Genomic DNA, 19,217 nt, shown 5'->3' on the forward strand with positions numbered 1-19,217 from the left:
TCGCCGCCGACCCGGACACGGTGGCGGCACACTGTCCGATATTCATAAAGTGGGGCAATGCGCACCGAGGACGTCCTGGCCGCGATCGCCACGGGCCTGTGGCGCTGGGACAACGCTTCCGGGATCGTCTCGCTCGACGCCGAGGCCGCCCGGCTGCTCGGGCTGCCCGCGGAGCCGGTGCGGCTGACCGAGGCGGCGGTGCGGTCGCGGTTCCATCCGGTGGACTGGAACGAGATCGACGGCGTGGTCAACCTCGCGGTGGCCGAGGGGACGCTCGCCGAGGCGCGGCTGCGGATCATGGACGAGAGCGGCCGGGTGATCCGTACGGTACGGAGCCGGTCGAAGCCGCTGGTCGAGGGCGGCGACTACCAGCTGGTCGGCACGATCCAGGAGGTGGCCGAGCCGCAGCCGGGGACGGCCGGGCCGCACACGCCGATCACGGGCGACTGGCGGCGGTCGCGGGAGGCGTTCCTGCTGGACGCGGGGCGGGCGCTGGCGGAGGCGCGGTCGACGGCGGAGGTGCTGCGGGTGGCGGCCTCGCTGTCGATGCCGGGGTTCTCGCCGGACGGGCTCGCGGTCTTCGGGATGTCGGGCGAGCGGCTGACGGTGATCGGGCACCACGGGCAGCGGGACGGCGACGAGGGTCCCTTCACGTCGATGTCGCTGGCGACGGACTATCCGGCGGCGGAGGTGGTGCGGACCGGGCGGGCGATCTACCTGCCGTCCCCGGAGGAGTACCGGCGCCGCTTCCCGACGACGTGGCCGCTGGCGGAGCCGTTCGAGCGGCAGTCGTGGGCGTTCGTGCCGCTGGTGGTGGCGGGGCGGACGATGGGCGCCTGGATGGCGGCGTTCAAGCACCCGGTGGCGTTCACGCCGGACGAGCGGTCGGTGCTGACGACGGTGGCGCGGATGCTGGCGCAGGCGCTGGCCCGGGCCGGGGTGGCGGAGTCGGAGCGGGAGCTCTCGCTGGGGCTCCAGCGGACGATGATGCCGGTGCTCGGGCCGGGGATCCCGGGGATCCAGGTGGCGGCGCGGTACGTGCCGACCGGCGGCGGGCTCCAGGTGGGCGGCGACTGGTACGACATGATCCGGCTGCCGGGCGGCCGGCGCGGCGGGGCGGGCCGGATCGCGCTGGTCATCGGGGACGTGCAGGGGCACGACGTGCGGGCGGCGGCGCTGATGGGCCAGCTGCGGATCGCGCTGCGGGCGTACGCCTCCGAGGGGCACCGGCCGGACGCGGTGCTGTCGCGGGCCTCGCGGTTCCTGTACGGGGTGAACGACGGGTACGGGGTGGACGGGGAGGGTCCCGGCGGCGGGCCGCGCTTCGCGACCTGTCTGTACCTGGAGGTGGACCTGGAGACGGGGACGGTGGACATCGCCCGGGCGGGTCATCCGGAGCCGGCGGTGCGGATGGTCGACGGAACGGTCCTGCAGAGGCCGACGGCGGGTGGGCTGCCGCTCGGCATCGACGCCGACACCGACTACCCCACGACCCGGCTCACCCTCGACCCCGGCGAGACGCTGATGATCTGCACGGACGGGCTCCTGGAGACCGGCGGGCACGATCTGGACAGCGGCTGGGAGCGGGTCCGGCGGCTCCTGGAGGAGCACCGGGGCGACGACCTGGAGGCGCTGGCCGACACCCTCGTGGAGGCCGTGCACGGCCCGGGCTCGCACCACACCACCGGGCCGCTGGCGGACCGGCGCGAGGACGACATCGCGGTGCTGCTGCTGTCCCGGCGGCCGGCGACGACGGTACGGGAGACCCCGCGCCGCACCCTGATGACGATCGCGCAGGCGGAGCCGGAGCGGATCGCGGAGGCGCGCGAGCAGGTGCGGCAGCTGCTGCACGACTGGACGGACGGGGACCAGCTCGACGCGGCGGTGCTGATGGTCTCGGAGATGGTCACCAACGTGCTGGTCCACACGGACGGCGATGCCCTGCTGACGGCCGAGGTGGCCTGTGGCGAGAAGTCCCGCCGGCTGCGCGTGGAGGTCTCCGACACCAGCGACGAGCTGCCGCACAAGCGCCATCCCGGCGAGATGGCCTCCAGCGGCCGCGGCCTGGTCCTGATGGAGATGCTCGCGGACGCGTGGGGGGTCGAGCCCCGCGGCGAGGGCAAGACCATCTGGTTCGAACTCCGCGAGCCGGCGGGCCCGGAGGGCTGCTGCGGGTAGGCGGCAGCGACCCCCGCCGGGCCGCTGCGGGTGGGCGGGCCGCGGGCGGTGCGGGTGGGCGGGCCGCGGGCGGTGCGGTCGCGTACGCGCGCGTGCGGGGCCCGGCCGGGCGCTCACCGCCGCCGCGCACGCGCGCGCGTACCGGCCTCCTCCAGGCGCGTACCCCCCCCTCCCGGCGCGCGGCCGGCGCTCAAGCGGCGGAGACTGGTGGGGTACGGCCGCCGGGGGGACCACGGAGCTGGTCATGGACACCCACAAGGTCGGCAGCGACACCACCGTCATCGCCGACAGCCTGGAGATTCCGGGGATCGGACACATCCCCGTCAACGCCTACGTACTGACCGCCGCCGAACCCGTCGTCGTCGACACCGGCCTGTCGCTGGAGGACCGGGACTTCCTCGCGACGCTCTCCGGGGTGATCGACCCCGCCGACGTGCGGTGGATCTGGCTCACCCACCCGGACCGCGACCACACGGGCGGGATCTTCGCGCTGCTGGACGCCGCCCCCCACGCGCGCGTGGTGACCACCTTCCTCGGCTTCGGGATCATGACGACCGAGCGGCCGCTGCCGATGGACCGGGTGTACTTCCTCAACCCGGGGCAGTCCCTGGACGTCGGCGACCGGGGCCTGCACGCCTTCCGGCCGCCGCTCTTCGACAGCCCGGCGACCGTCGGCTTCTACGACGACCGGACCCGGATCTGCTTCAGCTCGGACTGCTTCGGCGGCCCGATGCCGAGCGCCGAGCTCGCCGAGAGCGGGCACGCGAGCGACCTGAAGCCGGAGGAGCTGCGGGCCGCGCAGCTGCTGTGGGCGACGATCGACAGCCCATGGGTGCACGTGGTGGACCCGGAGAAGTACCGGGCGAGCCTGGCGCCGCTGCGGGAGACGGACCCGGAGATCGTGCTGTGCACCCATCTCCCGCCGGCCGTACGGATGACGGACCGGATGCTGGGCACGCTGGCGGCCGCGCCGGACTCCGACCCGTGGGTGGGCCCGGACCAGGTGGCCCTGGAGGCCATGCTGAAGTCCTTCGAGCCGGGCGGCGCGCCGGTCTAGGCGGCCTTCCGGACCGGTCCTTGGGCGGTCTTCCAGGGCCGGTTGTCCAGGCGACTTTCTAGGCGGCCTTCTAGGCGGTCGTCTCCGGGGTCGTACCGGCAGCCGAGCCGTATCGCGCGCGGAGTTCGCCGAGGATGCCGGTGGCGGCGGCGGTGAGCGGCACGGCGAGCAGCATGCCCAGGACGCCGGCCACGGAGGCGCCCGCGGTGATGGCCAGCATCACGGCGGCGGGGTGCATCTGGACGGTCCGGCTCTGGACCATCGGCTGGAGCACGTTGCCCTCGATGACCTGGACGGCGAGGACGATGCCGAGCACCCACAGGGCGATGACGAAGCCGCGGTCGGCGAGGGCGACGAGGACGGCGACCGCGCCGGAGAGGAAGGCGCCCAGGTAGGGGATGTAGGCGGTGACGAAGACGAGGGCGGCGAGGCCGACCGCGCCCGGCACCTGGAGGACCAGCAGGCCGATGCCGATGAGGACCGCGTCGACGAAGGCGACGAGGGTGGTGCCGCGCATGAAGCCCTCGACGGCCTCGAAGGCGCGGCGGGCCATGGCCTCGGCGGTGTCGGAGGTGCCGGACGGGACGAAGGCGCGCAGGGCGCCGACGGCCTTGTCGGAGTCGCGGAGGAAGAAGAAGATCAGCAGGAGGGCGAGGACGGCGGTGGCGAGCATCTGGCCGACGACGCTGAGCCCGGAGATCACTCCGGAGGCGGCCGTCCCGCCGAACCGTTCCAGCAGCGCCTTCGCGTTCTCGGCCAGGTCCTCCAGCGAGGTACCGGCGGCGCCGAAGTGCTCGGCGATGTCGAGGGCGGCCTGCCGGAGCGAGGCGAGGATCTGGTCGCCGGTCTCGATGAGCGCGGCGACCACGATGTACGTGGCGCCGCCGACGACCAGGAGGACGGCGGCGACGGTGACGGCGGCTGCGAGGGACGCGCTGACCTTCATCCGCAGCAGCCGCCGGTAGAGCGGGCCGAGCAGCGCCGTCCCGAGGATGGCGAGCAGCACCGGGGTCACGGCGGTCTTGAAGACCACGCAGAGCCAGATGAAGACGGCGGCCACCCCGGCCACGAGGAGCACCACGGCGCACCAGGCGGCGAGCTTGCGGGCGGGCTCGGGAAGCAGGGGCGTTCGACTCGTCTCCACCCGTCCATAAGATCACACCGATGTCCGCCGAATGCGGACATGACGGGCCGTCCGGGCGACGGCCCGTCACATCGGCGCCGCTCCCTACTCGCCCATGCCGTGCACGGCCGGGATGGTGCCGAGGCGGCCGGCCTGGAAGTCCTCGAACGCCTGGCGGAGTTCGGCCTGGGTGTTCATGACGAACGGGCCGTAGTGGGCCATGGGCTCGCGGATCGGCTGCCCGCCGAGGAGGACGACCTCCAGGTCCGGGGTGTGCGCGTCCTGCTTCTCGTCCGCGCGGACGGTCAGCGAGCCTCCCTGGCCGAAGACGGCCGTCTGGCCGAGGTGGATCGGGCGGCGCTCGGCGCCGACGGTGCCGCGGCCGGCCATGACGTACGCGAGGCCGTTGAAGTCCTCGCGCCAGGGCAGGGTGATCTCGGCGCCGGGGCGGAGGGTGGCGTGGATCATCGTGATCGGGGTGTGGGTGATGCCGGGGCCCTGGTGCCCGTCGAGCTCGCCGGCGATGACGCGGAGCAGCGCGCCGCCGTCCGGGGAGGTGAGGAGCTGGACCTGGCCGCCGCGGATGTCCTGGTAGCGGGGGGCCATCATCTTGTCGCTCGCGGGCAGGTTGACCCACAGCTGGAGGCCGTGGAAGAGGCCGCCGCTGACGACGAGGGACTCCGGCGGCGCCTCGATGTGGAGGAGGCCGGAGCCGGCGGTCATCCACTGGGTGTCGCCGTTGGTGATGGTGCCGCCGCCGCCATTGGAGTCCTGGTGGTCGAAGGTGCCGTCGATGATGTAGGTGACGGTCTCGAAGCCGCGGTGGGGGTGCCAGGGGGTGCCCTTGGGCTCGCCCGGCGCGTACTCCACCTCGCCCATCTGGTCCATCATGATGAACGGGTCGAGGTACTGGTAGTTGATGCCCGCGAACGCCCGGCGGACCGGGAAGCCCTCGCCCTCGAAGCCCTGGGGGGCCGTGGTGACGGCGAGCACGGGGCGCGGGGTGGCGTCGGCGGTGGCGACGACGCGCGGCAGGGTGAGCGGGTTCTCGACAGTCACGGCGGGCATGGCGGGACCTCCTTGATACGGCCTGAGGGCACGGTGGCCGGCTCGGCCTGTCCTCGTACGACCACTTTAGTTGAATGCTGAACTTCCTGCCACCCGAAACGCGGAACGCCCGGGAGGAATTCCTCCCGGGCGCTCTCTGCTCCTGGTCTCAGGATGGGTCAGCCGTACATCCGCCGCATCGCGAAGTCGACCATCTGCTCCACGGCCTTCGCGTCGAAGACCATCCGGTGGTCGCCCTCCATGTCGAGGACGAAGCCGTAGCCGGTCGGCAGCAGGTCGATCACCTCGGCGCCGGTGATCACGAAGTACTTCGACTCCTTGCCCGCGTACCGCCGCAGCTCCTTCAGCGAGGTGAACATCGGGATCACCGGCTGCTGGGTGTTGTGCAGGGCGAGGAAGCCGGGGTTGTCGCCGCGCGGGCAGTAGACCTTGGAGGTCGCGAAGATCTGCTGGAAGTCCTCGGCGGCCAGGGTGCCGGTGGTGAAGGCGCGTACGGCGTCGGCGAGGGAGGGCGGCGAGGGCTCGGGATAGAGCGGGGCCTGCTGCTGCCCGTAGCCGCCGGGCACCCCGCCCGGCATGCCCGCCTGGGGCGCGTACTGCCCCTGCTGAGGCGGCCCGTACTGCTGCTGCGCACCCGGATTCTGCTCGTAGCCGTACATGGGCCATGAGCCTACTGCGTCACAGATCGCCCGGTAGGGGTTGCCCTTATTACCGGTGGGTAGCATCATCGTAGAGAAGAGTGCGCTACCCGTGAGTAGGACCTGGGTAGCGCGGCACGAGGAAGCATCCCTCCCCGATCTTTACGGAGCCGTCGCCATGGGGCACTACAAGTCGAATCTCCGCGACATCGAGTTCAACCTCTTCGAGGTGCTCGGCCGCGACAAGGTGTACGGCACCGGTCCGTTCGAGGAGATGGACGTCGACACCGCCAAGAGCATCCTCGACGAGATCCGCCGCCTCGCCGAGAACGAGCTCGCCGAGTCCTTCGCCGACGCCGACCGCAACCCGCCGGTCTTCGACCCCGAGACCAACACCGCCCCGGTCCCGGCCACCTTCAAGGCGTCCTACGACGCCTTCATGGAGTCCGAGTACTGGCGCCTCGGCATCCCCGAGGGCATCGGCGGCACCGTCTCCCCGCGCTCGCTCGTCTGGGCCTACGCGGAGCTGCTGCTCGGCTCCAACCCGGCCGTCTGGATGTACTCCTCCGGCCCGGCGTTCGCCGGCGTCCTCTACAACGAGGGCAACGAGGCGCAGAAGAAGATCGCGCAGATCGCCGTCGAGAAGCGCTGGGGCTCCACCATGGTCCTCACCGAGCCCGACGCCGGCTCCGACGTCGGCGCCGGCCGGACCAAGGCCATCCAGCAGGAGGACGGCTCCTGGCACATCGAGGGCGTCAAGCGCTTCATCACCTCCGGTGAGCACGACATGGAGGAGAACATCCTCCACTACGTCCTCGCCCGCCCCGAGGGCGCCGGCCCCGGCACCAAGGGCCTCTCCCTCTTCCTCGTCCCCAAGTACGAGTTCGACTGGGAGACCGGCGAGCTGGGCGCCCGCAACGGCGTCTACGCCACCAACGTCGAGCACAAGATGGGCCTCAAGGCCTCCAACACGTGCGAGATGACCTTCGGCGACAAGCACCCCGCCAAGGGCTGGCTCATCGGCGACAAGCACGACGGCATCCGCCAGATGTTCCTCATCATCGAGTTCGCCCGCATGATGGTCGGCACGAAGGCGATCTCCACCCTCTCCACGGGCTACCTCAACGCCCTGGAGTACGCCAAGGAGCGCGTCCAGGGCACCGACCTGGCCAACTTCATGGACAAGGCCGCGCCGAAGGTCACCATCACCCACCACCCCGACGTCCGCCGCTCGCTGATGACGCAGAAGGCGTACGCCGAGGGCATGCGCTCCCTCGTGCTCTACACGGCCTCCGTCCAGGACGCCATCCAGCTCAAGGAAGCGGCCGGCGAGGACGCCAAGGCCCTGCACGGCCTCAACGACCTCCTGCTCCCGATCGTGAAGGGCTACGGCTCCGAGAAGGGCTACGAGCAGCTCGCGCAGTCGCTCCAGATCTTCGGCGGCTCCGGCTTCCTCCAGGAGTACCCGATCGAGCAGTACATCCGGGACTCCAAGATCGACACCCTCTACGAGGGCACCACCGCCATCCAGGGCCAGGACTTCTTCTTCCGGAAGATCGTCCGCGACCAGGGCGCCTCCCTGAACACCCTCTCCGAGGAGATCAAGAAGTTCCTCGCGGTCGGCACCGGCGGCGAGGAGCTGGCCGGCGCCCGCGACGCGCTCGCCAAGGCGGCGGTCGACCTGGAGGCGATCGTCGGCAAGATGATCACCGACCTCACCGCCACCGGCGAGGACGTCAAGAACATCTACAAGGTCGGCCTCAACACCACCCGCCTGCTCATGGCCTCCGGCGACGTCGTCGTCGGCTACCTGCTCCTCAAGGGCGCGGCCGTCGCCGCCGAGAAGCTCGCGGCCGGCGCCACCGGCAAGGACGTCCCCTTCTACCAGGGCAAGATCGCGGCCGCGAAGTTCTTCGCCGCCAACGTCCTGCCCGGCGTCTCCACCGAGCGCCTCCTCGCCGACGGCGTGGACGGCAGCCTGATGGACCTGGACGAGGCGGCGTTCTAAGAACCCGCCTGGTCCTTACTGGAACGGCCCGTCCCCGGGGAGGGGGGCGGGCCGTTCTGCTGTCTTTGCGGGCTCGGTTCGCCTCCGGGGCGCCGCAAGCCGGGCTCACGACACCGGCCGTGCTCGGCCCGCTCGTCCCTCACGGGCCTGCGCGCGGGCGGCGCCGTTCCCCCGGCGCGCCCCTTCGGCTCACTCGCCGGGTCCTGCCGGGTGGGGTACGGGCTCCGCGGGCGGAGGGTCCGGGGCACGCGTGGGCCCGTCAAGAAGGCCCTGCCAAAGGGCTGCGTAAGGTGGGGCGCATGAGCAGCGCAGCTTCCCGACCGGCGTCCGCACCCTTCGGCCCCGGCCACACCGATGACCTGATGACCTTCCTCTCGGCGTCCCCGTCGCCGTACCACGCGGTGGCCAACGCCGCCGAGCGGCTGGAGAAGGCGGGCTTCCGCCGGGTCGAGGAGACCGCGGCGTGGGACGGGACCAGCGGCGGGAAGTTCGTCACCCGCGGCGGCGCGATCATCGCCTGGTACGTGCCCGCCGGCGCCGACCCGCACACCCCGTACCGGATCGTCGGCGCCCACACCGACTCCCCCAACCTGCGCGTCAAGCCCCGCCCCGACATGGGCACCCAGGGCTGGCGGCAGATCGCCGTGGAGATCTACGGCGGCACCCTCCTCAACACCTGGCTCGACCGCGACCTCGGCCTCGCGGGCCGGCTCACCCTCCGCGACGGCAGCCACCGGCTCGTCAACGTCGACCGGCCGCTGCTGCGCGTCCCGCAGCTCGCCATCCACCTCGACCGCAGCGCCAACGACGGCCTGAAGCTGGACCGCCAGCGCCACATGCAGCCGGTCTGGGGCACCGGAGACGTCCACGAGGGCGACCTCATCGAGTTCGTCGCCGGCGAGGCCGGCGTGGACGCCGAGGACGTGGCCGGCTGGGACCTGATGGTGCACGCCGTCGACGCCCCCGCCTACCTCGGCCGCGACCGCGAGCTCGTCGCCGGGCCGCGCATGGACAACCTGATCTCCGTGCACGCCGGCGTCGCCGCGCTCACCGCCCTCGCGGGCCGCGACGACCTCCCGTACATCCCGGTCCTCGCCGCCTTCGACCACGAGGAGAACGGCTCCGAGGCCGACACCGGCGCCCAGGGCCCCCTCCTCGGCACCGTCCTGGAGCGCTCCGTCTACGCCCGCGGCGGCGGCTACGAGGACCGCGCCCGCGCCTTCGCCGGCACGGTCTGCCTCTCCTCCGACACCGGGCACGCCGTCCACCCCAACTACGCGGAGCGGCACGACCCGACGCACCACCCGCGCGTCAACGGCGGCCCGATCCTCAAGGTCAACGTCAACCAGCGGTACGCCACCGACGGCACCGGCCGCGCCGTCTTCGCCGCCGCGTGCGAGAAGGCGGGCGTGCCGTGGCAGTCGTTCGTCTCCAACAACGACATGCCCTGCGGGACCACGATCGGCCCCATCACGGCCGCCCGCCACGGCATCACCACCGTCGACATCGGCGTGGCGATCCTCTCCATGCACAGCGCCCGCGAACTCTGCGGCGCCGAGGACCCCTACCTCCTCGCCAACGCCCTGGTCGCCTTCCTGGAGGGCTGAGCTCCGGTCAGGCGTCCAGGCCGGCGAGGATCAGCGGGAGGCGGCTCGCGCCGCCTTCCGTGAGCTTCACCGGGACGCCCCAGTCCTGCTGGTGGACGTGGCAGGCCGGGTACTCGTTGGCCGGGTCGTCGTCGCAGGAGGCGGCCATCGCGGAGACGTGCAGGACGCCCTCGGTCAGGGCCGGGTTCAGCTCCAGGTCGCGGAAGAGGTCCGTGCCCGTCCCCTCGCCGGAGAGCAGCAGCTCCGGCGGGGTGGAGGAGACCAGGAGGCGGGTCGAGGGACCGTACCGCTCGTCCAGCTTCTGGCCCGTCGGGGCCCGGAAGACGACGTCCAGGCGGAAGGCGCCGGGGGCGACCTCGGTGGCCTCGCGCCGGGTGCGGTGCGCGACCGCCTCCACCTGCACGGCCTCCTCGGGGAGGCGGAGCCGGGTGAGGCGGTGGCGCGCCGACTCGACGACGACGATGTCGTCGCCGGCCAGGACCGCGTCGCTGGGCTCGCGCAGATCGGTGGCGAGGGTGGTGACCTCGCCGGTGGCCGGGTCGTAGCGGCGCAGGGCGTGGTTGTACGTGTCGGAGACCGCCACCGAGCCGTCGGGCAGGGCCGTCACGCCGAGCGGGTGCTGGAGGAGGGCCTGTCCGGCGGCGCCGTCCCGGTGCCCGAAGTCGAAGAGGCCGGTGCCCACGGCGGTGTGGACGGTGCCGTCGGTGTCGATGTACCGCAGGGCGCTGGTCTCCGAGTCGGCGATCCACAGCCGGTCCCCGGCGGCGGCGAGCCCGGACGGCTGGGCGAACCACGCCTCGGCGCCGGGCCCGTCGACGAGGCCCTCGTTCGTCGTGCCGGCCGCGACCTCGACGGTCCCGGACTCGGGGTCGTACGTCCAGATCTGGTGCACGCCGGCCATGGCGATCCACACCCTGCCCTGCCACCAGGCGACGTCCCACGGCGAGGAGAGGTCCACGTCGAGCGCCGGGCCGGAGGTCGGCGACCCCTGCCACCACTGGCGGCCGGTGCCCGCGATCCGCTCCACCTCGCCCGTCGCCGGGTCGAAGCGCTGCAGCGCGTGGTGCACGGTGTCCGCGACGACGACGCTCCCGTCCGGCAGCAGCGCCAGCCCCTGCGGCTCGCGGAACACCCCCTCGCCGCCGATCCGGCGCACCACGGTCTCCCCGTCGGCGGCCAGCTCGACCAGCTGGTGCCGGGTGGTGTCGGAGACCAGGAAGGTGCCCTCCGGCAGGACGACCGCCTTCCCGGGGAAGCGCAGGTCGGTGGCGACGGGCTCCGGCGGCACGTACGGCCCGTCCCCGCGCCGCAGCGTCCCCTTCGCCTCGTGCTCCGCCTCCAGCTCCTCGACGAGCGTCCGGATCGCGTTGGCGTGCCCCTCGCCCGCGTGCTGGGCGACGACGTACCCCTCCGGGTCGATCACGACGAGCGTCGGCCAGGCCCGCACGGCGTACTGCTTCCAGGTCGCCAGCTCCGGGTCGTCGAGCACCGGGTGGTGCACCTCGTACCGCTCCACCGCGTCCACGACGGCCTGGTGCTCGGCCTCGTGCACGAACTTCGGCGAGTGCACCCCGACGATGACGAGCGTGTCCCGGTGCTTCTCCTCCAGCTCCCGCAGCTCATCGAGGACATGCAGGCAGTTGATGCAGCAGAACGTCCAGAAATCGAGCAGCACGATCTTTCCCCGCAGGTCGGCGAGGGTGAGGTCGTCGCCGCCCGTGTTCAGCCAGCCGCCCTTGCCGATCAGCTCGGGGGCACGGACACGGGCGCGGGAACGGGGGGCGGGCGCGGGGGTGGGCGCCGGAGCGGCATCGTTCATTCTTCAAGCTTGCCATCCGTCCGTGAAGCGGCGGTGACGGGCCCGTCACCCGGGTGCGGGACGCGGTGCGGACGGGATGCGTGCGGCGGGGCGTACGGGCGGTGCGTACGGGTGGATCGAGGGGGCCGGGTGGGGGGTGTGGGCGTGTCTCGGGTGGGGGGTGGGGCGGGGTGCGGGGTGGGGTGGGGGCATGACGCGTGCGGGCAGATCATCGGACTATTCCCGCCTCCGGGGGCGTCCGGGTGTTCGGGTCGGGGCCTGGCTTCTCGCCGGGGTGCTCGTGCTGCCCTGTCTCGTGCTCGCCGGATCCGGGGCGGCGCGGGCCGGTGGGGCCGGGGAGCGGGCACTGCGGCTGAGCGTCACGGTCAACGACCGGGCCGGCGCGGAGCGGCCGGTCGCCGTGCGGGCCGGGGGGCGGGTGGTGAAGCGGTACCGGCTGGTGAACCGGGGCGGGGCCGATCTGTACGGGGTACGGGTGAGCGATCCCGGGAACCCGGCCGGCACCGCGGTGCGCTGTCCGCGCCGGGTCCTCGTCGGACTCACCTCCATGGAGTGCGTCGCCCGCTTCCGAGCCCTGCCCGGGACCCGGGGCGCCACCGTCCGCGCCGAGGGCCGGATCCCCTCCCTCGGGCTGACCGCCCGCGCGACCGCCCGCGCCGGGTACACCGGCGTCCTCGGCTCCCTCGTCCTCGGCGAGCGGGTGCGCGTGGCCGTGGCGGCGGGCGAGGCCGCCCTCATGTACACCGTCGCCAACCGGGGCAACCGGGCCCTGTACGACGTCCGCCTCAGCGATCCCGCGCTCCGGCTCTCCGGCGCGGGGCTGGACTGCGGCGGGCGGCCCGGCCGCGTCCCCTTCCTCGCGCCCGGCGCCTCCGCGCACTGCACCGCGCGCGTCCGGCGGCCGGCCGGTACGCACCGCAGCACCGGTGTCGCCACCGCGACCGACCGGGTCGGGACGTACGACGGCGCGGGGCGCCCGGTCCCGGCGCCGCTGCTCACCGCCCGCGCCGGGGCGTCCTTCACCGTGCCGGAGGCGGAGGAGGAGGGGGAGAGGGAGCCGAAGGGAAGGAGGGAGCGGGAAGCGGCCTCGGGGGGTGGCGGGGTGGTCGGTGGTGGGGCGCCCGGGGCGCCGGGGGCCGCGGCCGCGCCTCCGGCGGGGGGTGCGATGCCCGTCGGGCCGCCCGCGCCGGACGCGGCGCCGGCGGCCGACGCCGGTGAGGTCGGGGCGGGCGCGCCGGGTGCCGTGCCCGGGGGTGCCGGCGGTGTCGGCGGTGTCGGCGGTGGAGGAGGTGACGGGCTGGTCGAGGCGCCGGCCGCCGTGCCGGAGGGCGTACCGGAGGGAGATGCGGTGCCCGCCGCCCCGCGCCCGGATCCGGCTCGGCCCCAGCCGGCGCGGCCGGATTCCTCGCGCCCGGACTCCCCCGCGGCGGACACCCCGCCGCGGGCCGCCGGTCTCGACGACGAGGGGTTCCTCGGGCGGCTTCGGCGGCGCGGGCGGGAGGCGGACGAGATGGGGGTCGTCGTGATGCTGCTGCTCCTGCTCGTGCCCGCGGCCCTCGCCGCCGCTCTCTTCGGCAACCGGAGGTCCTGACCCGTGGCCCTGCTCGAAACGCTCGTCGTCGTGTTCGGGATCGCCCTGCTCGGCGCGGTCGCCGTCGTCGTCAAGACGCGGCTGTTCCCCGTCCCCGAGAGCGAGGAGCCGCGCGAGGACGTCGCCGAGTACATCGCCATGATGGTCTCGGTCCTGTACGCGATCGTCCTCGGGCTCTGCCTGGTCTCCGTCTGGGACACCCGGTCCGCCGCCTCCGACCACTCCCAGGCCGAGGCGAGCGCCCTGCACCAGACGTACCTGCTCGCGGACGCCCTGCCGGAGGACCGGCGCGAGCCGCTGCGGGCGGCGGCCCGGACGTACGCGGACCACGTCGTGGACGTGGAGTGGCCGATGATGGCGGCCCGGCAGCCGCTCGCGCCCGAGGGCTGGCGGCTGCTCGAGGAGCTCCGGCGGGCCGGCGAGGTCGGCGACACCGCCACCGTCTCGCAGCAGATCGCCGCCCAGGAGGTCCTCGCCCAGCTCGGGTACGTGGACGACGCGCGGCGCAGCCGGGAGGCGGCGGCGGAGGAGCGGCTGTCGCCGGTGCTGTGGGCCGGCCTGGTCCTGGGCGGTTTCCTCACCCTGGCCTTCATGTTCATCTTCGGGATTCACCACACCCGCACCCATGTGGTGATGGTGATGGGCCTCGCCGGCTTCATCGCCTTCACCGCGCTGCTGGTCCATCAGCTCGACGAGCCCTTCGGCGAGACGCTGGGGACGGGGCCGGAGGCGTTCACCCGTTACTTCGAGTGAGGGGGCCGTTGTTTCACGTGAAACAGGGCACGGGAGGCATGGCGTATGAAATACCTCGTACGGGACAAGATCTTCGCGCTCGGCGACGACTACTGGATCGAGGACGAGGGCGGTCGGCACGCCTTCCTCGTCGACGGCAAGGCGCTGCGGCTGCGGGACACGCTGGAGCTGAAGGACCCCGACGGGCGGGTGCTGGTCACCCTGCGGGAGAAGTTCTTCGCGCTGCGGGACGCGATGACGATCGAGCGGGACGAGCGGCCCCTCGCGACGGTGCGCCGCAAGCGGCTCTCGCTGCTGCGCAACCACTACCGGGTGTCCCTGGTCGACGGGACCGAACTGGACGTCAGCGGGCGGATCCTGGACCGGGAGTTCGCCGTCGAGTACGACGGCGAACTCCTGGCCCACATCTCCCGCCGGTGGCTGCGCGTCCGGGACACGTACGCCGTGGACGTGGTCCGCGAGGACGCCGACGCGGCCCTGCTGATCGCGGTGGCGGTGTGCGTGATCCGGATGGCCGAGCGGGAGGGCTAGAGCGCCTTCGCCAGGGCCTGGTCGAGGTCCGTCCACAGGTCCTCGACGTGCTCGATGCCGACCGCGAGGCGGACGGTGCCGGGGCCGATGCCGGCCGCCTCCAGGGCGGCGGCGTCGAGCTGGCGGTGCGAGGTGGACGCCGGGTGCATGACCAGGGTCTTCACGTCGCCGAGGGAGACCGAGAGGGAGGCCAGCCGGACCGCCTCGACGAAGGCCCGGCCGGCGTCCCGGCCGCCCGCGAGGTCCAGCGAGACCACCCCGCCCGCGCCGTCCGGCAGCAGCCGCTCGGCGATCTCCCGGTCGGGGTGGCCGTCCAGGCCGGGGTAGCGGACGGCGGAGACCGCCGGGTGGGCCGCGAGCCGGGCGGCGAGGTCGGCGGCCGAGGCGCAGTGGCGTTCCATCCGCAGCGGCAGGGTCTGCATGCCGCGCAGGGTCAGCCAGGCGGCGAAGGGGTCGGTGGTGGCGCCCAGTTCGACGGCGAAGTGGCGCAGCCGGGCGAGCAGCTCGGGGTCGCCGACGGCGACGACGCCGCCGAGGACGTCGGCGTGGCCGGCGAGGTACTTGGTGGCCGAGTGGATCGCGAGGTCGGCGCCGAGGGCGAGCGGGCGGCAGAGCAGCGGAGAGGCGAAGGTGTTGTCGACGGCGACGGGGACGCCGGCCTCGCGGGCGACGGCGGCGAGGGCCGGGATGTCGGCGACGCGGGTGGTGGGGTTGGCGATGGTCTCCAGGTAGAGGAGGCGGGTGGTGGGGCGCAGCGCGGCGGCGACCTCCGCCGGGTCCGTGCCGGAGACGTAGCTGACGTCGACGCCCCAGCGGGCGGCGAGGTCGGTGAGCATGGCGTACGTGCCGCCGTAGAGACAGCGCTGGGCGATGACGTGGCCGCCGCCGGAGAGCAGTCCGAGGAGGACGGTGTTGATGGCGCCCATGCCGGAGGCGAAGGAGAGCGCGCCGGCCGCGCCCTCCAGGCGGGCGACGGCGTCCTCCAGGGTGCGGACGGTGGGGTTGCCCATGCGGCTGTAGAGGAAGGAGTCGCCGGAGTGCATGGAGTCGGCGAGGGCGTCGGCGGACTCGAAGGCGAAGACGTGGCCCTGGTGGAGGGGGACGCCGAGCGGCACGCTGCCGGTGATCTCGACCCGGGGCGGGTGCACGGCGAGGGTCTCGGGGCGGACACCGTGGTCCGTGGTGGCGGGGCTCTCGGTGATCATGGACACAGTGTGGGAACCGCGGAGGGCCGTTCCCAGGTCCAATCCCAGGGAATTGGCGCTCTGGTTCCGGTCCGGGCTCGGGTGAGGGTCGTGTGCGATCCGGCCGACGCACCTTGTGTCCGGGGCAGGTGACAGGGAACCATACGGTGCACTTGCAAACTGCTGTTCGTGTTCGTCGTACTGCCATGGGGGCTCCGCGAGATGGGTTTTGACGAGGAATGGGCCGGCCTTCGGTCCACCACACCGGCACAGGAACCGACGGCCATGCGGCTGAACCAGCTGGACGACGGCACCGGCGGCCGCGGCGGCGTCGGCGGTGCCCCGGATCTGCGCACGGCGCCGGAGAAGAAGCGGGCGGCGGCGAACACCATCGAGACGGAGCTGGAGCCGGCCACCGGCAAGGCCGCCGCGTGGGCCGACGAGGCCACCTCGGGCGCGGTCTCGGCGTTCGGCGGCTGGGCCGTCGCCGCCGGCCTGAAGACGGTCGACACCACGTGGAACAACCAGGTCAAGGCGTTGCTCGCGCGGCTGGCCCACGAGAAGGGCGCGCTGCGCGGCACCGTCGGCACTCTCTCCGGGACCGACGTGGGCGTCCGCACGCAGATCAAGGGCGTGCAGGCGCCGGTCTCCTCGATCTCCGGTTACTGAGGAGGGTGCCGACATGCTGACGTACTCCGAGATCATGACCACCGACCTGGGCAAGCTCTCCGCCGCCGCCGACAAGTGGGACGAGATGGCGAAGGAGCTGCACCGGGTCGAAGGGCGCTACCGCGACAGCGTGCAGACGCTGCCCGACTCGCCGGCCTGGATCGGCCTGAGCGCCAACGCCGCGCGGACCAACTTCGCCGCGACCCGGTACGAGTACCAGGCGGCGCAGACCCAGGCGAAGGCCACCGCGACGCTGCTGCGCAACGGGCACCAGCAGTTCGTCGAGCTGAAGAAGCAGCTGGAGTCGGCCCGCGCCGACGCCGTGAAGGCCGGCATGAAGGTCTCCGAGGAGGGCAGGGTCGCCTACGACTACGGGCGGCTCAGCCCCGGCGAGCAGCAGGCCGTCAGGCACGACCCGGACTTCGCCAAGAGCATCCGGGAGGCGGAGACCGCCTGGGCCCAGCAGCTCGAGGACTGTGTGAAGGCGTTCGACCTCGCCGACCAGGACCTGAAGAAGGACCTGGAGGCCGTGGTGAAGGACGGCGGCGGCGACAAGAACGACGAGACGCGCGGGACCGGCTTCAACGGCGGCGCGGACAAGGTCGCCGCGGCCGACGAGAAGGCCAAGGACCAGCGGATGGACCTGGCCTGGCTGGAGATGAAGGACAACGAGACGCTGGACGACTACATCAAGCGTCTGCAGCGCGACGGCCTCACCAGGCTCACCGGCAATCCCCAGCTGGCGGAGCTGGTCACCAAGTTCACCAACGGCACGATCACGGCGGGCGCGTTCGCCGGTGCGCTGACGGCGGCCGGCATGTACTCGTACAAGCTGTCCAAGGCGCTGCGGCCGCCGTTCGTGCACCCGACCGCGCCCGGCACCTTCCTCTCCAAGCACTTCAACATGCGGCTGGCGGGTGCCGCTCCCGGCAGTCTGCTCAGCAAGGTCCCGCCGGGCCTGGCGACCGCCCTCACCGGCTCCGACGAGGCCGCCATGTGGGGCGGGTTCATGCGGAACGGCGCGTTCTTCATGCCGACCGCCGCCGAGGCCAACCTGATCAAGGTCGCGCAGAACGGCGGTCTCGCCAACGCGGCGAAGGCGGCCGGCTGGCTGCGCGGCGCGGGTGTCGTCGGCGGTGTCGCGTCCACCGCGTACGGGGTGGCCAACCTGGCCACGTACAACACCGACATGATCAAGGCGGATCCGGCGAAGTTCGCCACGGACCTGACCGGCACGGCCTTCAGCGCGTCGATGACGGCGCTGACCGTCGCCCCGAACCCGGTCACCCTCGGCCTGGCCGTCGGTACGGGCGTGGCGTACGGCGCCGCCCTCATCTGGGACAACCACGAGGCCATCGGCAAGGGCCTGGAGCAGGCCGGCGACTGGGTCGGCGACAAGGCGTCCGACATCGGCAACGGGATCAAGGACGGCGCGAAGAAGCTCGGCAGCGCGCTGAACCCGTTCGACTGAGCCGCGGCCGGGATTCGACTGAGAGGGACACAGGGACCATGCACACCGACGTCACCCCCTTCGAGCTGCACCGGTGGAAGGAGGGCGGCCGGCACGACTACCGGGCCGGCTTCAAGGGGGTCTCGCGGGAGTTCGGCGAGATCGTCCTCACCGCGCCGCTGCCGCGGAGCAACGCGGAGGCGGCCGTCGTCTCCGAGCTGCGCGGCGGCATGCTCCCCACGGCTTCCTTCGAGGCGCGCGGTATCCACACCGACGTCGTGAAGCTGCCCACCCTCAACCGGTCGACGCTCCGCGTCGGCGACCGGGTCGTCCCCATGTCGCGCAACCGCGCGGGCCTCACCCTCGACCAGCGGGCCCTGCACCTGCGGTTCGCGGGCGACGACTACCGGCTCTCCGCCCTCGACAAGAACGGCTACGTCCTCAGCCGGCTGCCGGACGACGAGGACCCGGGTGTCACCGTCACCGTCCGGGAGACCGGCCGCGGGAAGAAGCACCGGCTCACGGTGCAGGTGGCCGGCCGGGCGGAGGGCGGCGACCTGTCCCTGGCGCTGATCTTCGCGGGGGTGGACCGGTCGGCGCTGACGCGGCTGGGGGCCGTGAAGGCGGGGGTGTCGCGGGTGACGCACCTGTTCGCCGAGTCCCAATACTGACCGCCCCCCTTGCTGACCCTGACCCTTTTCTCTTCTTTCAAGCGAATGAGCGACAAGATGCCTTCCTTCGATGTGACCCGGTCCCGTTTCCGTCTCGCTGACGACCACGTGTTCGTCCTGGCCCAGATGGCGACCGGGCAGCCGGTGCCGGAGTCCCTGGCGGGCGCGGAGGCGCAGCTGCGGGAGGCCGGGCTGATCAACGGCGCCGGTGAGCTGTCGGCCCTGCTGCTGCCGGTGATGAAGACCGTCGTCCAGCCGACCGTGATCGTCTCCCTGGAGGCCGGCGGCCGGCAGGGCACGCTGCTCCACGGGCTCCTCGTCGGCGAGGAGAGCGTCGTCTGCCACGAGAGCTGGCCGGGCGAGGCCGAGGCCGTCTACCGGCTCGTCGAGCCGCGGACGGTGGTGTGGACGCTCGCCGACCTCGTCGCGCTCCGCCAGTCCGGTGACGTGCCGGGGGACGAGGCGGTCGTGGAGACGACGGTCGGTGCCCTGGAGGCGGGCCTGGCGGCCCTGGAGAAGGCGGCGTCGACGCCGGGCGCGGACGAGCGGGCCCTGGTGGCGGCGGCGCTGGCGGCGGCGGGCGGCCCGGCCGGTCCGCTGGCGGACCTGATCGTCGAGCTGCGCTCGCAGTGGCGGGTGACCGCCGCCTGGCAGGGGAGCCAGGGCGGTCAGGCGGGCGTCGTGGCGCGGGCCGTGGCGGCCTGGGACTGCGGGCCGCTGGGCTACTGGCTGCGGGAGCTGCCGGCGGAGCCGGTGGCCGAGGGCGGCGTCACGCCGGAGAGCGCGTTCCGCCTGCGCCGGGTCACGCCGAAGCGGCTGTGGCAGTCCCTGACGGACCTCCTCCCGGACGCGGCGGAACTGGCGGCCTGA

The 19,217-nt window shown here is 73.0% G+C and carries 16 protein-coding genes; 11 read left to right on the plus strand and 5 right to left on the minus strand.

Translation table 11 applies throughout. The annotated features are described in order from the left end of the window. Positions 1-57 precede the first annotated feature (57 nt). Positions 58-2,178, plus strand: a complete 2,121-nt coding sequence (locus ABFY03_RS18395) for a SpoIIE family protein phosphatase (RefSeq protein WP_319011448.1) — start codon at positions 58-60, stop codon at positions 2,176-2,178. A gap of 244 nt (positions 2,179-2,422) precedes the next feature. After that, a complete protein-coding gene (locus tag ABFY03_RS18400; RefSeq protein ID WP_319011449.1) occupies positions 2,423-3,235 on the plus strand; it encodes an MBL fold metallo-hydrolase in 813 nt (270 codons plus the stop codon). Between the two features lie 70 nt (positions 3,236-3,305). Here the strand turns inward: ABFY03_RS18400 and ABFY03_RS18405 are convergent, their stop codons facing one another. The 3 genes from ABFY03_RS18405 to ABFY03_RS18415 all read right to left on the minus strand — a co-directional run bounded on the left by ABFY03_RS18405 (position 3,306) and on the right by ABFY03_RS18415 (position 6,085). After that, a complete protein-coding gene (locus ABFY03_RS18405) occupies positions 3,306-4,379 on the minus strand; it encodes an AI-2E family transporter (protein WP_319011450.1) in 1,074 nt (357 codons plus the stop codon). A gap of 84 nt (positions 4,380-4,463) precedes the next feature. Next, entirely contained in the window at positions 4,464-5,426 is a 963-nt protein-coding gene (locus tag ABFY03_RS18410) for a pirin family protein (RefSeq protein ID WP_346170395.1), read from the minus strand. A gap of 158 nt (positions 5,427-5,584) precedes the next feature. Next, a complete protein-coding gene (locus tag ABFY03_RS18415; RefSeq protein WP_319011452.1) occupies positions 5,585-6,085 on the minus strand; it encodes an SseB family protein in 501 nt (166 codons plus the stop codon). Between the two features lie 157 nt (positions 6,086-6,242). On the opposite strand from ABFY03_RS18415, the gene ABFY03_RS18420 reads away from it, so the two are divergent. Both ABFY03_RS18420 and ABFY03_RS18425 read left to right on the plus strand, forming a co-directional pair. Then, the gene (locus ABFY03_RS18420) at positions 6,243-8,072 is read left to right on the plus strand and encodes an acyl-CoA dehydrogenase (RefSeq protein WP_319011453.1); all 1,830 of its coding nucleotides are present in this window, start codon (positions 6,243-6,245) and stop codon (positions 8,070-8,072) included. Between the two features lie 299 nt (positions 8,073-8,371). After that, positions 8,372-9,679: a M18 family aminopeptidase gene (locus ABFY03_RS18425; protein WP_319011454.1), complete on the plus strand. Its 1,308-nt coding sequence runs from the start codon at positions 8,372-8,374 to the stop codon at positions 9,677-9,679. A 7-nt stretch (positions 9,680-9,686) separates the two neighbouring features. Here ABFY03_RS18425 and ABFY03_RS18430 read toward each other — a convergent pair whose 3' ends face one another. Continuing rightward, entirely contained in the window at positions 9,687-11,498 is a 1,812-nt protein-coding gene (locus ABFY03_RS18430) for an NHL domain-containing thioredoxin family protein (protein ID WP_346170396.1), read from the minus strand. Between the two features lie 274 nt (positions 11,499-11,772). Here ABFY03_RS18430 and ABFY03_RS18435 point away from each other — a divergent pair, with 274 nt between their 5' ends. The 3 genes from ABFY03_RS18435 to ABFY03_RS18445 are packed head-to-tail and all read left to right on the plus strand — an operon-like array spanning position 11,773 to position 14,373. Next, the gene (locus ABFY03_RS18435; protein WP_346170397.1) at positions 11,773-13,089 is read left to right on the plus strand and encodes a hypothetical protein; all 1,317 of its coding nucleotides are present in this window, start codon (positions 11,773-11,775) and stop codon (positions 13,087-13,089) included. A 3-nt stretch (positions 13,090-13,092) separates the two neighbouring features. Beyond that, positions 13,093-13,842, plus strand: a complete 750-nt coding sequence (locus ABFY03_RS18440) for a bestrophin-like domain (protein WP_319011457.1) — start codon at positions 13,093-13,095, stop codon at positions 13,840-13,842. A 45-nt stretch (positions 13,843-13,887) separates the two neighbouring features. Beyond that, the gene (locus ABFY03_RS18445) at positions 13,888-14,373 is read left to right on the plus strand and encodes an LURP-one-related/scramblase family protein (RefSeq protein ID WP_319011458.1); all 486 of its coding nucleotides are present in this window, start codon (positions 13,888-13,890) and stop codon (positions 14,371-14,373) included. On the opposite strand, the gene ABFY03_RS18450 is transcribed toward ABFY03_RS18445, so the two are convergent. Beyond that, complete coding sequence (locus ABFY03_RS18450; protein ID WP_346170398.1) at positions 14,370-15,578, minus strand: trans-sulfuration enzyme family protein; 1,209 nt, start codon at positions 15,576-15,578, stop codon at positions 14,370-14,372. The two genes, ABFY03_RS18445 and ABFY03_RS18450, sit on opposite strands and share 4 nt — an antisense overlap. A gap of 264 nt (positions 15,579-15,842) precedes the next feature. On the opposite strand from ABFY03_RS18450, the gene ABFY03_RS18455 reads away from it, so the two are divergent. From ABFY03_RS18455 to ABFY03_RS18470, 4 genes are read left to right on the plus strand one after another with little or no spacing between them, the layout of a single operon-like run. Then, positions 15,843-16,226, plus strand: a complete 384-nt coding sequence (locus ABFY03_RS18455; RefSeq protein WP_319011460.1) for a hypothetical protein — start codon at positions 15,843-15,845, stop codon at positions 16,224-16,226. 13 nt (positions 16,227-16,239) lie between these two features. Continuing rightward, a complete protein-coding gene (locus ABFY03_RS18460; RefSeq protein ID WP_346170399.1) occupies positions 16,240-17,697 on the plus strand; it encodes a hypothetical protein in 1,458 nt (485 codons plus the stop codon). Between the two features lie 38 nt (positions 17,698-17,735). Further along, complete coding sequence (locus tag ABFY03_RS18465) at positions 17,736-18,347, plus strand: hypothetical protein (RefSeq protein ID WP_319011462.1); 612 nt, start codon at positions 17,736-17,738, stop codon at positions 18,345-18,347. Positions 18,348-18,404: 57 nt separating this feature from the next. After that, positions 18,405-19,217 (plus strand): histidine kinase, encoded by an 813-nt coding sequence (locus tag ABFY03_RS18470; RefSeq protein ID WP_319011463.1) that lies wholly within the window; start codon positions 18,405-18,407, stop codon positions 19,215-19,217.

Origin of the sequence: Streptomyces roseofulvus (genome assembly GCF_039534915.1) — a bacterium.
Lineage (GTDB): Bacteria > Actinomycetota > Actinomycetes > Streptomycetales > Streptomycetaceae > Streptomyces > Streptomyces roseofulvus.